Origin of the sequence: Geomonas edaphica, from assembly GCF_004917075.1 — a bacterium.
Lineage (GTDB): Bacteria > Desulfobacterota > Desulfuromonadia > Geobacterales > Geobacteraceae > Geomonas > Geomonas edaphica.
The window spans coordinates 525,270-538,626 of sequence record NZ_SSYB01000002.1 but is presented as its reverse complement, the minus strand read 5'-3'; the positions used below and the strand labels follow the sequence as shown (position 1 = coordinate 538,626).

Below are 13,357 nucleotides of genomic sequence, written 5' to 3'. Positions count from 1 at the left end.
ATCCTAGGACGCATTGAAGGTTCGAGCGCGACGCGGCTGCTGCCCTTTACCGGGATACGCGGCTGCCACTTGGCGACTCGAAACGCTCCCGGAGGCAACACTTGAACAGTGACGTGCGCAGTTCCTACTGCGGCAGTGAAACGGAGAAAGACGTGGCGCCAGCGACGACGAAGACACGTGAGCCGGACACGGCGAAGAGGCTGAACGGGGACGCGGTATTCCGCTACCTCACCACCTTCTTCGCCTTCAGCATCCTCGCGATACTCGCCCTCATGCTTTACGAGATGGCCGGTGAGAGCATGCCCGCCATCAAGGCGTTCGGGTGGAAATTCGTAAGTTCAAAGGATTGGGATGCCGTGCAGGAAACCTTCGGCGCCCTCCCCTACCTGTACGGGTCGGTGGTTTCCTCGGTACTGGCCCTTCTGCTCGCCACCCCCTTGAGCATCGGGGCGGCCCTCTTCATCACCGAGATCGCACCGGGGCGCCTGGGCTCCATCGTGGCACCGCTCGTGGAACTGCTGGCGGCGATACCCTCGGTCATCTACGGCCTATGGGGCGTGCTGGTCATGGCCCCCTGGCTGCAGACCACGGTGCAGCCCTTCCTGATCGAGCACTTCGGTTTCATCCCGTTCTTTGAGGGCGCCCCTTACGGCGTCAGCATGCTCGCCGCCATCTTCATCCTCATGATCATGGTGGTCCCGATCATCACCTCGATCACCCGCGAGGTGCTTCTCGCCGTACCGCAAAGCCAGAAGGAGGCGGCGATAGCCCTCGGCGCCACGCGTTGGGAGACCATCAAAGTCGCCATCCTCCCCTACGGCAAGTCCGGCATCCTGGGCGCCGCAATCCTGGGGCTCGGCCGCGCCATCGGCGAGACTATGGCGGTCACCATGGTGATCGGCAACGCTCCGAATATCTCACTGTCGCTTTTATCCCCGGCCTACACCATGCCGAGCGTGATAGCGAACGAGTTCGCCGAGGCGACCACGAAGCTGCACTCCTCCGCACTCATGGAGATAGGCCTCATCCTCATGGTGGTTACCCTGATCGTGAACGCACTGGCGAGGCTCTTGATCTGGAGCGTCTCGCGTGAAGCCAAGGGAGGTGCGGCATGATGAACGGCATGGCTTTCCGCAAAGTGAAGAACCACCTGATGAGCTTCGTCATGCTCGCCTGCACCCTGGCGGTCCTCATCCCGCTCGCGCTCATCTTCGTACACATCGTGAAGATGGGTATCAGTTCGCTCTCGATCGACTTCTTCACCCACATCCCGGCGCCCACCGGCGAACCGGGCGGCGGCATGGCCAACGGGATGCTCGGCTCGCTCATCATGATCGGCGGAGCGTCGCTGATCGGCCTTCCCATCGGCATCCTGGGCGCCATCTACCTCTCCGAATTCGGCGGCTCAAAGATGTCAACGACGATCAGGTTCGCCGCGGACGTCCTCTCCGGCACGCCGTCGATCATCACCGGCATGGTCGCCTACACGCTGCTCGTGGTCCCGATGAAAGGCTTCTCCGGGCTTGCCGGTGCGGTGGCGCTCGCCATGATCATGATCCCGATCGTGCTGCGCACCACCGAGGAACAGTTGAAGATGGTCCCGGGTTCGCTGCGGGAAGCATCGCTCGCCCTCGGCGTCCCCTTCTGGCGCACGAGCCTCAAGGTGACCTTGAGAAGCGCCATGTCTGGCGTGCTCACCGGCATCCTGCTCGCGGTGGCGAGGATCGCGGGCGAGACCGCGCCGCTTCTTTTCACCGCGCTCGGCAACCAGTTCTGGAGCAAGAACGTCATGCAGCCGATGGCCGCACTCCCCCTGCAGATCTTCAGCTTCGCGATAGCACCCTACGAGGACTGGCACAAGCTCGCCTGGGCCGGTGCCCTCGTGCTGGTAAGCGTAATGTTCGGCTTAAGCCTCACCGCCCGCTACTTCAGCAGCAGCAGGCAGGCACACTAGCTCCACCCACGTTTTGACGGAAAAGACAGAGGATACGATGAACGACAAGGTAAAACTGGAACAGGTAAACATACACTTCGGCAGGACCCACGCGGTGCGCGACATCAACATGAGCTTCCCGGAGAACAGCGTCACCGCCATCATCGGGCCGTCCGGGTGCGGCAAGTCGACCCTTTTGCGCTCCATGAACAGGATGCACGACCTGGTTCCCTCGGCTCGGGTCACCGGCAAGATCCTCGTCGACAGCGGCGACATCTACGAAAGGGGTGTCGATCCGGTCGCTATCAGGCGCCGCGTCGGCATGGTGTTCCAGAAACCGAACCCCTTCCCCGCCATGTCGATTTATGACAACGTCATCGCAGGTTACAAGCTGAACGGGAGGCTGCCGCGCGAGGAGGCGGACGAGATCGTCGAGAGCTGCCTGAAGCGCGTGGCGCTCTGGGACGAGGTGAAGGACCGTCTGAAAAGCAACGCGATGATGCTCTCCGGCGGGCAGCAGCAGCGCCTCTGCATCGCGCGCACCATCGCGGTGAAGCCCGAGGTGATCCTCATGGACGAACCAGCCTCGGCTCTCGACCCCATCTCGACCTTGAAGATTGAGGAACTGATCGAGGAGCTGAAGGAGCGCTACACCATCATCATCGTGACGCACAACATGCAGCAGGCCGCCCGCGTCTCCGACTACACCGCCTTTCTCTACATGGGAGACCTGGTCGAGTGTGGCGAAACGAAGAAGATATTCACCACCCCGGAAGAGAAGCGCACCGAGGACTACATCACGGGCCGTTTCGGCTAACACATAAGCAGCGCCACCAAGGAAAGCGGAGAAGACATGGAGAGAGAACATTTCAGCAGACAGTTCGACAACGAGCTGAACCAGATACGCGAGAAGCTCCTTGAGATGGGGGGTAAGGTCGAGGTGATGATCGCCAACGCCATGAAGTCCCTCGTCGAGCGGGACACGGAGCTAGCCGAGCGGACCATCGCCTTCGATCACGAGATCAACACGCTCGAGATGGTCATCGACGAGAAGTGCCTGGAGGTTTTGGCCCGCCGTCAGCCTGCCGCGCGCGACCTGCGCTTCATCACGCTGGCGCTGAAGATCGTGACCGACCTGGAGCGTATCGGCGACCAGTGCGCCAACATCTGCAAGAGGGCGCGGGAGTTGAACCAGGAGCCAGCCCTGAAGCCGTACATTGACCTGCCGCGCATGGCGCAGGCGGCCTCGGACATGGTGAAAGAGGCGCTCGACGCCTTCGTCCGCGGCGACGATGCCCTGGCCATCAAGGTCTGCCAGGACGACCAGTGCGTGGACGAGCTGAACGAGCAGATCCAACGCGAGCTTTTGACCTTCATGATGGGAGATCCGAAGTGCATCAGCCGCGCCATGAAGATCATTCAGGTCTCCAAAGGGCTGGAGCGCATCGCGGACCACGCCACCAACATCGCGGAGATGGTCATCTTCATGATCAAGGGGAAGGACATCAGGCATACCATCGCATAAAACCGGAAAATCAGTTCCACTCCTCCAATGGAAGATGCCTCAAAGGCTCCCCCCTTTGCGAAGGGGGGACGGGGGGGATTTGCTTTTGTTCCTCAGTTCCAGTTGGTTGAACTAGATTCCAGTCTCCTTCTTGAAATGATTGCGAATCGCACGGCAGCAGGATGCTTGTATGTTTTGACCAAGGCACCCCCCCTGTCCCCCCTTCGCAAAGGGGGAGACGTTGGGGCTCATGCAGCGCTTCGTGGCACGGATTTACGGCATGCTTCCAGCCATGGGATCACCCTTTATCCCCAATCCAGAAGGAACAAAAAAATGCCACGGCGGCTGCCGTGGCATTTTCGTTAACGACTCTGTTTTTTCAAGACGGCTATTCCACGTGGTGTTCTCCTGGGATGAGCAGTACCGGGACTTCGATGCGGCGGGTCACCTGCTCGGCGGTACTCCCTACCATGACGCGCTTTAGTGCCCCCTTACCTTGGCACCCCATGACGATTAACGAATAAAGCCCTGCTTTTCCCCTATTGATCACTTCGCCCGCCGCCTCGCCGCGTACGAGCTCGATGCCGACCTCGCACGCCCCAAGCCGCTCCAGGCGCCTCTTCTTCGCTTCCAGCAGATACTGAGCATCCTCTTCGGTTCGCCCGGCCTCGGCATCCTCATCGTTGGGCAGAACGTGCAAAAGCGTGATCGCCGCGCCGTGCTGCTCCAGCGCAATCTTGCCGAGGTAGTCAAGGCCACGCTCCGACGCTTCCGAGAAATCGGTGGGGAAAAGGATATGCCTGAACAGGCTGCCGCACCCTTTGTCTCCGCCCCCTCCCCCTCCTCTTTCCACGGTATCGACTCGGTAAAGAAGCAGCGGACGCAAGGTACGGGCCAGAAGAGCCGCCGTCACGCTTCCCAAAGTGGCAAGTGGGATGACCGCCTTGCTGTGCGAACCGATCACGATCCCGCGCACATCATACTTCTCCGCGGCCGCGTCCAGGACCGGTGCAGGCACGCCGTGAAGGACCTCGGCGGCAACATTGATACCGTGCTCCTCGAGCATCTCCTTCTGTCTCCGAAAAACGCCTTCTGCCTCGGTTGACAGAAGGGTTCCATCAGCAGCGGCTACGGACTCTATTACGTACACCAACACGATGTCTTTTGTACCGATCTGCTGTAACTGAGCGGCACATGCGATGAGGGAAAATGAAGCAGGAGTCAGATCGGTGCAGACCATCATTTTTCTGAACATGATTGCCTCCTTTAGTGCTGCTTGTTACATTCTCCAAGCTCTTAGGCAAATATCAAGTGAAGATGCACTCAATCACAGTACGATGATGAAGCAAGTTCCTGTTTTACAGAGATAAAAAAATCCGGGTGACAGCATGAGCCGTGCACCCGGATGGATGGTTCCTTCTATTTTCGGAAGCGGACTACTTGATGGTCTTTATCGTCTTCTGCACCATCTTCACCACGCTGTCCGGCAGCGGCGCGTAGAGCATCGGGGCGGCCATCTTCTGTCCCCTGGTCATGGCCCAGTTAAGGAACTCGGCCAGGTGTTTACCCTTGGCGGCGTCCTTCTGGTTTTCGTAGACGAGGAGCCAGGTGAAGCCGACCACCGGGTATGCGTCCTTGCCGGGCTGGTTCACCAGCGAGATGCGGTAGTCAGCCGGCATGTTTTTAACCGCACCTGCCGCGGCGGCGCTAGTCGACTTGATGGAAGGTGCCACGAAGACACCTGCCTGGTTCTTGAGCGATGCGTAGGGGAGTTTGTTCTCGAAGGCGTAGGCTAGCTCGACGTAACCGATGGAATACGGGGTGGTCTTGATCTGTCCTGCTACCCCCTCGTTACCCTTGCCGCCAAGACCTACAGGCCACTTCACCGCGGCGCCCTTGCCGACCTTTTTCGCCCACTCAGCGTTCACGCCGGAGAGGTAATCGGTGAAGATGCTGGTGGTGCCGGACCCGTCGGAGCGGTGCACGACGATGATCGGTTTGGCGGGGAGGTTCACACCCTTGTTGTCGTCAGCGATCCTCGGATCGTTCCACTTGGTTATCTTGCCGAGGTAAATATTAGCGACGTCTTCCGAGTTCAGCTTGATGCCAGAGGGAACGCCGGGGAGGTTGTAGGTGACGACGACGGCGCCCATCACGGTCGGGATGTGGATCAGTTTGCCCGGGGCACCCTTCAGTTCGGCGTCGGAGAGGAACTTGTCGCTTGCGCCGAAGTCAACGGTCTGCGCGGTGATCTGTTTGATGCCGCCGCCCGAACCGATGGACTGGTAGTTGAACTTGACGCTCTTGTCCACCTTGGCGTACTCGGTGAACCATTTGGAGTACAGCGGATACGGGAAGGTTGCGCCGGCTCCGTTTATGAGTGTTGCTGCGTTTGCCTGGCCTGCGCCGCCCACTGCGGCTACCAAAGCGAGAGCGAAAAATGCCTTTTTGATCGTCTGAATCATTCATTTCCTCCTTTGTCTGTTTGTGCAAACTATAGGAGCCAAATGTTGCGGTTTCGTTACAGCCTCAGCAAGAATCTGTGAAGACAGATAATTCACCATTGACTACATCCGCGAAGGCGAATATAGTCCCTACCCATGAACGACATCCTGCTTCTATACAAATCGCTGGCCGATGAGACCCGACTGCGCATCCTCGCGCTGCTTCTTGGCGAGGGTGGTGAGCTCTGCGTCTGCGACATCATCGCCGCTTTGAAACTCCCACAGTCTACCATCTCGCGCCAGCTTGCCATCCTGAAGAAGACCGGGTGGGTGAACGACCGCCGCTGCGGCCTCTGGATCTATTATTCCGTGCGTGAGAACGCGGCACCGCAGAGGGAGCTCATCCCGCTTCTGAAAAAACAGCTCCTGAAGACCAGCACCTCGGCGGACGACCGCGAAACCCTCGCCGGCTTCGGTTGCGACAACAGCTGCGCCTAAAAAAATTTGCCTGCATATATCCGCCGGAACGGATATTGGAGACCGCACATGCCCCGGAAAAAGATCCTGTTTCTCTGCACCCACAATTCCTGCCGCTCGCAGATGGCCGAGGGGCTCGCGAACCACTTCCTTCGAGATGAGGTGGAAGCCTTCTCCGCCGGAACCGAAGCGACTCGCGTGAACCCGCTCGCGGCGAAAGTCCTCACCGAAATCGGCATCGACATCTCCGACCAGTACTCGAAGACCGTCGACGAGTTCGAGGGGCAAAGCTTCGATCACGTCATCACCCTCTGCGGGGACGCCAACGACAAGTGCCCTCTATTCATCGGAGGTGTCACGCGCACCCACCACGGCTTCGACGATCCCTCGCGTGTCCAGGGAAGCGAGGAGGAAGTCCTGCCGCAGTTTCGCCGCGTGCGTGACGAAATAAAGAACTGGATCATGGAAACGTTTGGAGGCACCAAGTGAGCGAACATCTTTCCCGCAAACTCTCTTTCCTCGACCGCTGGCTGACCCTTTGGATCTTCGCCGCCATGGCGCTCGGCGTGGGGCTCGGCTACTTCGTCCCGAGCGTCGAGACACTCGTCAACAGCTTCCAGGTCGGCACCACGAACATACCGATCGCGGCGGGACTCATCCTGATGATGTATCCCCCCTTCGCCAAGGTTAAGTACGAGGAGATGCCCGAGGTCTTCCGCAACAAGAAGGTCCTCGCACTCTCTCTCATTCAGAACTGGTTGATCGGGCCGGTCCTCATGTTCGTCCTGGCTGTGCTCCTTTTGCCAGACAAGCCGGAGTACATGGTCGGCCTCATCATGATCGGTCTCGCCCGCTGCATCGCCATGGTGGTGGTATGGAACGAACTCGCGAAGGGTAGCACCGAGTACGCCGCGGGCCTCGTCGCCTTCAACAGCATCTTCCAGGTCCTCTTTTACAGCGTCTATGCCTGGTTCTTCATCACCGTGCTGCCGCCGCTCGTGGGTCTTCAGGGTGTGGCGGTGGACGTGAGCATCGGCGACATCGCGAAAAGCGTCTTCATCTACCTCGGCATCCCCTGCATAGCCGGCGCCCTGACCCGTCTTTTCGGCGTGAAGATCATGGGCAAGGAGCGCTATCACCGGGAGTTCGTCCCGAAGGTCGGTCCCATCACCCTGATCGCCCTCCTCTTCACAATCGTGGTGATGTTCAGCCTGAAGGGACAGCTGATCGTGCAGCTCCCCATGGACGTCGTGCGCATCGCGATCCCCATGCTGATCTACTTCATCGTCATGTTCCTCGTCTCCTTCTGGATGGGGAAACGGATGGGAGCCGACTACAGCAAGACCACGACGCTTGCCTTCACCGCGGCGAGCAACAACTTCGAGCTCGCCATAGCCGTCGCCGTAGCGGTCTTTGGCCTGAACTCCGGGGCCGCCTTCGCCGCGGTTATCGGTCCCCTGGTCGAGGTGCCGGTGATGATCGGCCTAGTCAACGTCGCCTTCTGGTTCCAGCGCCGGATGACGGCAGCGTAGGGGATTGATATGCTGAAACAAGCGGCGGACTACCTCACCTTCGATCTGCTCGGCCTCGTTCCCGGTTCCCGCGGCGGCGAGGCGCTCAACTTCTTTCTCTACGACACGGTGAAGATCTTTTTCCTGCTCACCTCCATCATTTTTGTCGTGGCGGTGATCCGCTCCTCGTTCCCTCCGGAGAAGACCAAGCGCATGCTCGCGCATAAAAGGGAGTACGTCGGCAACGTGCTCGCCGCCCTTCTAGGCATCGTCACCCCCTTTTGTTCCTGCTCGGCGGTCCCCCTCTTCATCGGCTTCGTCGAGAGCGGAGTACCGTTAGGAGTCACTTTCTCCTTCCTCGTCTCCTCCCCGATGGTCAACGAGGTGGCGCTCATCATGCTCTGGGGGCTCTTCGGCTGGAAGATTGCCGCCATCTACATCGGGACGGGACTCGTGGTAGCGATCGTCGCCGGAATCATCATCGGGAAGCTTAAGATGGAGCGGTACGTCCAGGACTACGTCTGGCAGATGCAGGTGGGACAGGCCGACCTAGTCATTCCGGACTTCCGGGGAAAGCTTGATTACGCCCGGGAGTACACCATTGGCCTTCTGAAAAAGATCTGGCCCTACGTGATCGTGGGTATCGGGCTCGGCGCCTTCATCCACGGCTATGTCCCCGCCGACTTTCTCGCGCGCTGGGCGGGACGGGACAACCCTTTCGCGGTGCCGGTCGCGGTGGCACTTGGGGTGCCGCTTTACAGTAACGCCGCCGGAGTGATCCCCATCGTGCATGCGCTCATGGAGAAGGGTATGGCGATGGGAACCGTGCTCGCCTTCATGATGGCGGTGACGGCGCTTTCGCTCCCGGAGGCGGTGATCCTCAGCAACGTCCTCAAACGGCCGCTTCTGGCAACTTTCTTCGGCATCGTCGCCGTAGCGATAACGATAGTGGGGTATCTCTTCAACGCCATCCTCTAACCACCCAGAAAAGGAGAACGACATGAAAATCGAAGTGCTCGGAACCGGCTGCGCCAAATGTAAGACCCTCTACGAACACACCGTTACTGCCGTCGCCAACAGCGGCAAGGAGGCCGAGGTCGTGAAAGTCGAGGATATCCCTTCCATCATGAAGTACGGCGTCATGAGCACGCCCGCCCTCGTCATCGACGGCAAGGTCGCTTTCTCCGGCAAGGTCGCGTCGATCATAGAAATCATGGCGCTCCTGTAGCCGCCGACACACAGAAAGGGAATCCGCCATGAAAATCGCAGCCACCCTCGCGCTTTTACTCGCCTCCGCCGCTCTCGCCCACGCCGAGCTCCCCGCAGCAACGGACGCCGCCGTGGCGAATGCGCTTCGCTCCGGGAAGCCGACCGTCATCGACCTCGGAGCCCGCACCTGCATCCCCTGTAAAAAGATGGCACCGATCCTGGAGAACCTCGCTGCCGAGTACCGCGGAAAAGCCTCCGTCCTCTTCATCGACGTTCACGAAAACCAGGCGGCCGCTGACAAGTTCCGCGTGCAGATGATCCCGACGCAGATCTTCTTCGATAAAAACGGCAAGGAGATCAAGCGGCACATCGGATCCATGGAAAAGACCGAAATGGTTCGGGATCTCAAGGCTGCGGGGCTCAAATGAGCATGCTCGAGGACATCGAGCGCATCATCGCGCTCTACCCTTACGCGGCGTTCGGGGCGGTGTTTCTTGCCGGTGTCCTCTCCTCGGCATCCCCCTGCGTCCTGACCACCATCCCACTGGTGGTCGGGTTCACCGGGGGATACGCCGACGGGGACCGGATGAAGGCGTTTCGTTACTCGCTTTGCTTCATCTTCGGTCTTTCGCTCACCTTCACCGCCTTCGGGGCGGCGGCGGGGTTGCTGGGCACCATGTTCGGCACCCTCGGCGGGAAGTGGTACCTGATCGCGGGGACCATCGCCCTTCTCATGGGGCTGCAGATGATGGAGATGTACCGGTTCGAACTGCCGTGGCGCACCGAGTGGCGCCCGCGGCAGGCCGGACTTTTCGGCGCCTTCATCCTCGGCCTTTTCTTCGGCATCGTCTCATCCCCATGCGCGACGCCGGTGCTTGTCGTGCTGCTCACCCTGGTGGCAAGCAAGGCACAGGTCCTCTACGGTATCGCCCTCCTCTTTTGCTACGCCATCGGGCACTGTCTCCTCATGCTTTTCGCGGGGACCTGCACCGGGTTCGTCGAATCCTTCGCCAAGTCGAAAGGGATCCAGGGACTCTCCACGTGGGCCAAGCGGTTGAGCGGCGCAATCGTCGCCATCGCGGGTGGATGGTTCGTCTGGCAGGGGATTGCCTCCTTACTGTGAGCTTTCGGCTCAACACTCCTGGATCCAGCATCCCCCTGTAAAAGCAAATCCCCCCTGCCCCCGTGCCTTGGCGAAGGGGGGAGCCTGGGGCGCCTGATAGGCTTCGCGGACACCTTTTCCGCCATCCCCGGAGCTCCCGGACGAGCCAATAAACGCCATCGATAGCGTCGCAACTGCAGGCGCGGCCGTTATATCTTGACATTCATATTTCTAAATGATAAAACCCCGACCTGTCCGACGAACCTAGCTGTGGAGGTATGATGGCCGAGCTGTTCAGCACCAAGATATGGGATCACGCCAGGAACCCGCGCAACTTAGGATTACTGACCGACGCGGACGTGCTGGTACAGGCGGGAGATCCTTCACAGGGGGACGCTTTTCTCTACCTGTTCAAGATCCGTGATGAGCAGGTTGAAGCGGCGCGTTTCCTCGCCAAGGGTAACCCCGCCGCGGTAGCCGCCTCCTCGGTGGCGACGGAACTTGCCATCGGCAAGTCCCTGGACGAAGTGCTGGCCATAGGACCCGCCGCCATCGCGAGGGCACTCGGGGGGATGCCGGAGGAGAAAATGTACTGCTGCCGCATGGCCGCCACCGCGCTTCACACGGCGGTGCACCAGTATCGCAGTTCGGAGGAAGACCCCGTTTTTTGCTTCGCGACCGGCGCGTGAGGCGTAGGCGCCCCAGCCAACTCACACAAAACAAAAAACTCCGAGAACGCTCAAGGCGCTTTCGGAGTTTTTTTATGCGGCATGTGTTTAAAGAATCAGAGGATGTAATCGGTGGAGAGGAAATGGGACTTCCGCTCCTTCACGATGCCGGTGATGATCTCCCGGTTCGCGTCCGTTTCCCTTGCAGCGACCACGATCCTGATGGAGAAGACGCGCAGCGCGTCGGCGACGGACTGGGTCCCCTCGGCGGAGTTTTTACGGCCGTTGAAGGGGAAGCTGTCCGGACTTCTCTGGCACTTGCTGTTGATGTTGATACGGCAGACCTGGTTCACCAGCGCGTCGATCAGCTGGGCCAACTGTTCCTCGTTACGCCCGAAGATGCTCGCCTGCTGGCCGTAGGGGGAGCTGACCACGTAGTCGATGGTCTCCTTCAGATCATCGAAGACCACCACCGGGACCACCGGGCCGAACTGCTCCTCGTGGTAGACGCGCATCTGCGGCGTCACCGGGTAAAGGAGCGCCGGGTAGAAGAAGGAGCCGCTCCTCGTTCCCCCGCAATCGTTCACCACCTGCGCACCGTGCTTCTCCGCGTCGCGCAAAAGCCCTTCCAGGTACTCAGGCTTCTCCGGCTCGGGGAGTGCGGTGATCGCCACCTTCTCCTGCCAGGGTACGCCGCATTTCAGCCGACCGATCCCCTCCGCCATCCCCTTCAGGAATCCCTCCGCGATGCTGCGGTGCACGAAGATGATCTTCAGCGCGGTGCAGCGCTGCCCGTTGAAGCTCAGTGCACCCGAGAGGCACTCCTCTACCGCCAGTTCCAGGTCCGCGTCCGGCAAGACGATGGCGGGATTCTTCGCGTCCAGCCCGAGCACGCAGCGCAACCGGTGCGGACGGGGGTGACTCGCGCGCAGCGCATCGGCCACGCGGCTTGTCCCGATGAAGCCGAGGACGTCGACGCGGCCGGTCGCCATAAGCGGCGGAAGGATCTCCTCGCCGTCGCCGTACACCGTGTTGACGACACCCGCGGGAAAGCAGTCGCGGAAGGCTTCAAGCAGCGGCTCGAAGATGAGGACGCCGAAGCGGGGCGGCTTCAGCACTATGGTGTTACCCATCACGAGCGACGGGATGAGGGTGGTGAAGGTCTCGTAGAGCGGGAAGTTGTAAGGGCCCATGCAGAGGACGACCCCCAGGGGGGCGCGGCGGATCTGGCCAATGATCCCCTGCTGGATGACGAAGCGGGACGAGACGCGATCCAGTTCCTTCAGCGCGTCGATGGTGTCCTTCACGTAGGCGAGCGCGCGGTCGAATTCGGCCTCGGCCTCCTTGATCGACTTGCCGATCTCCCACATGAGGAGCTTCACCACCTCGGCGCGTCGTTCCTTTACCGCCTTTGCGAAGCATTGCACGCACTTGATCCGTTCGCCGACCGACATGGTGGGCCAGGCGCCTCTGCCGTTATCGTATGCGGCCACCGCCACGTCGAGCGCCTCCAGCGCTGCGGGAACAGACAACGCCGGCGCCTCCCCTACCCTTTGCGCTTCGGACTGCTCACCCGCTCGCACCTGTACCGGCGAAAGCACCTCCTGCATCGCCCCTTCCCAGCGGCGCAGCTCACCGCCGACCAGGTAGAGTTCCTGGCGGATTGGGTTCTCGATACGGTACTGGAGGGGGATTTCCTGTGGCGACGGGGACAGTCCTGCGAGCTTCTTCTTCACGTTTCTTTCCTTCCGACAGAGGTGATTACGGGGGGCGATGTTTCGTGCTCCAGGCTAGGCTTGGGAAGCCACGAGGTCATCGAAAATCTATACGCCAACTGGGAGCGAGGGTCAACTTGTTAATGAGCCAAAGTGTTTCTGCGTCAACGATAATTTGCGCATTGACAGAGCGCCGCTATACTCGTTTGAGCCTTGGCTATTGATGCAGCCTCTTCCACGCTCAGACAGGATCAGGCTGGAAACTTCTTGAACAAAGGGAGAAACAAGATGGGATCTAAGGGACGCGAAATTGTCGGCATGGACGTGGAAGAACTCCTCACTCTGTTGAACCGCGCCTTCTGCGATGAGTGGTTCGCCTATTACCAGTACTGGCTCGGGGCAAAGCTTGTGAAGGGACCGATGAAGGACGCTGTCGGCGCCGAACTGCTGGTGCACGCAACCGAAGAGTTGGCGCACGCCGACATGGTTGCCCTGCGCATCATTCAGCTGGGGGGAACGCCGGTAACCAAACCCGAGGAGTGGTACAAGTTCACCAACTGCGGCTACGACGCCCCGGACGACCCGTTCGTAAAGAAGATCCTGGAGCAGAACATCAAGGGGGAGCAGTGCGCCATCAGCGTGTACAAGAAACTCCTCGACCTGACCCGCGAGAAGGACCCCGTCACCTACAACATGGTGCTCACTATCCTGCAGCAGGAGGTCGAGCACGAGGAGGACCTGCAGTCACTTCTGGAAGACTACGAGCTGATGATCGGCGCGTTGAAGATGTAAAA

Annotated in this window: 16 protein-coding genes; 13 read left to right on the top strand and 3 right to left on the bottom strand. The window is 60.1% G+C overall.

What is annotated here, in order from left to right:
• Positions 1–152: 152 nt before the first annotated feature.
• Genes pstC through phoU form a run of 4 tightly spaced genes read left to right on the top strand, consistent with a single transcriptional unit; the run spans position 153 to position 3,458 of the window.
• Positions 153–1,115: a phosphate ABC transporter permease subunit PstC gene (gene pstC / locus E8K79_RS08615; RefSeq protein ID WP_246043779.1), complete on the top strand. Its 963-nt coding sequence runs from the start codon at positions 153–155 to the stop codon at positions 1,113–1,115.
• Positions 1,112–1,954: a phosphate ABC transporter permease PstA gene (gene pstA, locus E8K79_RS08610; RefSeq protein WP_136514381.1), complete on the top strand. Its 843-nt coding sequence runs from the start codon at positions 1,112–1,114 to the stop codon at positions 1,952–1,954. The genes pstC and pstA overlap by 4 nt, the downstream gene beginning before the upstream one ends.
• Before the next feature lie 37 nt (positions 1,955–1,991).
• Positions 1,992–2,750 carry a phosphate ABC transporter ATP-binding protein PstB gene (pstB, locus tag E8K79_RS08605; protein WP_198419797.1) on the top strand — a complete coding sequence of 253 codons (759 nt, stop codon included), beginning with the start codon at positions 1,992–1,994 and terminating at the stop codon, positions 2,748–2,750.
• Positions 2,751–2,786: 36 nt separating this feature from the next.
• Positions 2,787–3,458 (top strand): phosphate signaling complex protein PhoU, encoded by a 672-nt coding sequence (gene phoU, locus E8K79_RS08600; RefSeq protein WP_135870393.1) that lies wholly within the window; start codon positions 2,787–2,789, stop codon positions 3,456–3,458.
• 367 nt (positions 3,459–3,825) lie between these two features.
• Here the strand turns inward: phoU and E8K79_RS08595 are convergent, their stop codons facing one another.
• On the bottom strand, positions 3,826–4,692 hold the full coding sequence (locus E8K79_RS08595) for a universal stress protein (protein WP_136514379.1): 867 nt from the start codon (positions 4,690–4,692) through the stop codon (positions 3,826–3,828).
• A gap of 181 nt (positions 4,693–4,873) precedes the next feature.
• The gene (gene pstS / locus E8K79_RS08590; RefSeq protein ID WP_136514378.1) at positions 4,874–5,902 is read right to left on the bottom strand and encodes a phosphate ABC transporter substrate-binding protein PstS; all 1,029 of its coding nucleotides are present in this window, start codon (positions 5,900–5,902) and stop codon (positions 4,874–4,876) included.
• A gap of 135 nt (positions 5,903–6,037) precedes the next feature.
• On the opposite strand from pstS, the gene E8K79_RS08585 reads away from it, so the two are divergent.
• The 8 genes from E8K79_RS08585 to E8K79_RS08550 all read left to right on the top strand — a co-directional run bounded on the left by E8K79_RS08585 (position 6,038) and on the right by E8K79_RS08550 (position 10,869).
• Complete coding sequence (locus tag E8K79_RS08585; protein WP_136514377.1) at positions 6,038–6,379, top strand: ArsR/SmtB family transcription factor; 342 nt, start codon at positions 6,038–6,040, stop codon at positions 6,377–6,379.
• 48 nt (positions 6,380–6,427) lie between these two features.
• The gene (locus E8K79_RS08580) at positions 6,428–6,847 is read left to right on the top strand and encodes an arsenate reductase ArsC (protein WP_136514376.1); all 420 of its coding nucleotides are present in this window, start codon (positions 6,428–6,430) and stop codon (positions 6,845–6,847) included.
• Entirely contained in the window at positions 6,844–7,890 is a 1,047-nt protein-coding gene (gene arsB, locus E8K79_RS08575; protein WP_136514375.1) for an ACR3 family arsenite efflux transporter, read from the top strand. The genes E8K79_RS08580 and arsB overlap by 4 nt, the downstream gene beginning before the upstream one ends.
• Positions 7,891–7,899: 9 nt before the next feature.
• Positions 7,900–8,847: a permease gene (locus E8K79_RS08570; protein ID WP_136514374.1), complete on the top strand. Its 948-nt coding sequence runs from the start codon at positions 7,900–7,902 to the stop codon at positions 8,845–8,847.
• Positions 8,848–8,869: 22 nt separating this feature from the next.
• Complete coding sequence (locus E8K79_RS08565; protein WP_136514373.1) at positions 8,870–9,097, top strand: thioredoxin family protein; 228 nt, start codon at positions 8,870–8,872, stop codon at positions 9,095–9,097.
• 28 nt (positions 9,098–9,125) lie between these two features.
• Complete coding sequence (locus E8K79_RS08560; protein ID WP_136514372.1) at positions 9,126–9,506, top strand: thioredoxin family protein; 381 nt, start codon at positions 9,126–9,128, stop codon at positions 9,504–9,506.
• Positions 9,503–10,201: a cytochrome c biogenesis CcdA family protein gene (locus E8K79_RS08555; protein ID WP_136514371.1), complete on the top strand. Its 699-nt coding sequence runs from the start codon at positions 9,503–9,505 to the stop codon at positions 10,199–10,201. The genes E8K79_RS08560 and E8K79_RS08555 overlap by 4 nt, the downstream gene beginning before the upstream one ends.
• Before the next feature lie 260 nt (positions 10,202–10,461).
• Complete coding sequence (locus tag E8K79_RS08550; RefSeq protein WP_136514370.1) at positions 10,462–10,869, top strand: iron-sulfur cluster assembly scaffold protein; 408 nt, start codon at positions 10,462–10,464, stop codon at positions 10,867–10,869.
• A 95-nt stretch (positions 10,870–10,964) separates the two neighbouring features.
• On the opposite strand, the gene E8K79_RS08545 is transcribed toward E8K79_RS08550, so the two are convergent.
• A complete protein-coding gene (locus E8K79_RS08545) occupies positions 10,965–12,584 on the bottom strand; it encodes an NADP-dependent glyceraldehyde-3-phosphate dehydrogenase (protein WP_136514369.1) in 1,620 nt (539 codons plus the stop codon).
• 267 nt (positions 12,585–12,851) lie between these two features.
• Here E8K79_RS08545 and E8K79_RS08540 point away from each other — a divergent pair, with 267 nt between their 5' ends.
• Positions 12,852–13,355 carry a ferritin-like domain-containing protein gene (locus tag E8K79_RS08540; RefSeq protein ID WP_136514368.1) on the top strand — a complete coding sequence of 168 codons (504 nt, stop codon included), beginning with the start codon at positions 12,852–12,854 and terminating at the stop codon, positions 13,353–13,355.
• The last annotated feature ends 2 nt before the right edge of the window (positions 13,356–13,357 follow it).

Bases quoted from the DNA above. Each gene is read 5' to 3' on its own strand.
- E8K79_RS08565 (WP_136514373.1), top strand. From the start codon at position 8,870: ATGAAAATCGAAGTGCTCGGAACCGGCTGCGCCAAATGTAAGACCCTC.
- E8K79_RS08580 (WP_136514376.1), top strand. From the start codon at position 6,428: ATGCCCCGGAAAAAGATCCTGTTTCTCTGCACCCACAATTCCTGCCGC.
- pstA (WP_136514381.1), top strand. From the start codon at position 1,112: ATGATGAACGGCATGGCTTTCCGCAAAGTGAAGAACCACCTGATGAGC.
- pstS (WP_136514378.1), bottom strand. From the start codon at position 5,902: ATGATTCAGACGATCAAAAAGGCATTTTTCGCTCTCGCTTTGGTAGCC.
- E8K79_RS08585 (WP_136514377.1), top strand. From the start codon at position 6,038: ATGAACGACATCCTGCTTCTATACAAATCGCTGGCCGATGAGACCCGA.
- E8K79_RS08540 (WP_136514368.1), top strand. From the start codon at position 12,852: ATGGGATCTAAGGGACGCGAAATTGTCGGCATGGACGTGGAAGAACTC.
- E8K79_RS08550 (WP_136514370.1), top strand. From the start codon at position 10,462: ATGGCCGAGCTGTTCAGCACCAAGATATGGGATCACGCCAGGAACCCG.
- E8K79_RS08570 (WP_136514374.1), top strand. From the start codon at position 7,900: ATGCTGAAACAAGCGGCGGACTACCTCACCTTCGATCTGCTCGGCCTC.
- E8K79_RS08595 (WP_136514379.1), bottom strand. From the start codon at position 4,692: ATGTTCAGAAAAATGATGGTCTGCACCGATCTGACTCCTGCTTCATTT.
- pstB (WP_198419797.1), top strand. From the start codon at position 1,992: ATGAACGACAAGGTAAAACTGGAACAGGTAAACATACACTTCGGCAGG.
- E8K79_RS08560 (WP_136514372.1), top strand. From the start codon at position 9,126: ATGAAAATCGCAGCCACCCTCGCGCTTTTACTCGCCTCCGCCGCTCTC.
- phoU (WP_135870393.1), top strand. From the start codon at position 2,787: ATGGAGAGAGAACATTTCAGCAGACAGTTCGACAACGAGCTGAACCAG.
- E8K79_RS08555 (WP_136514371.1), top strand. From the start codon at position 9,503: ATGAGCATGCTCGAGGACATCGAGCGCATCATCGCGCTCTACCCTTAC.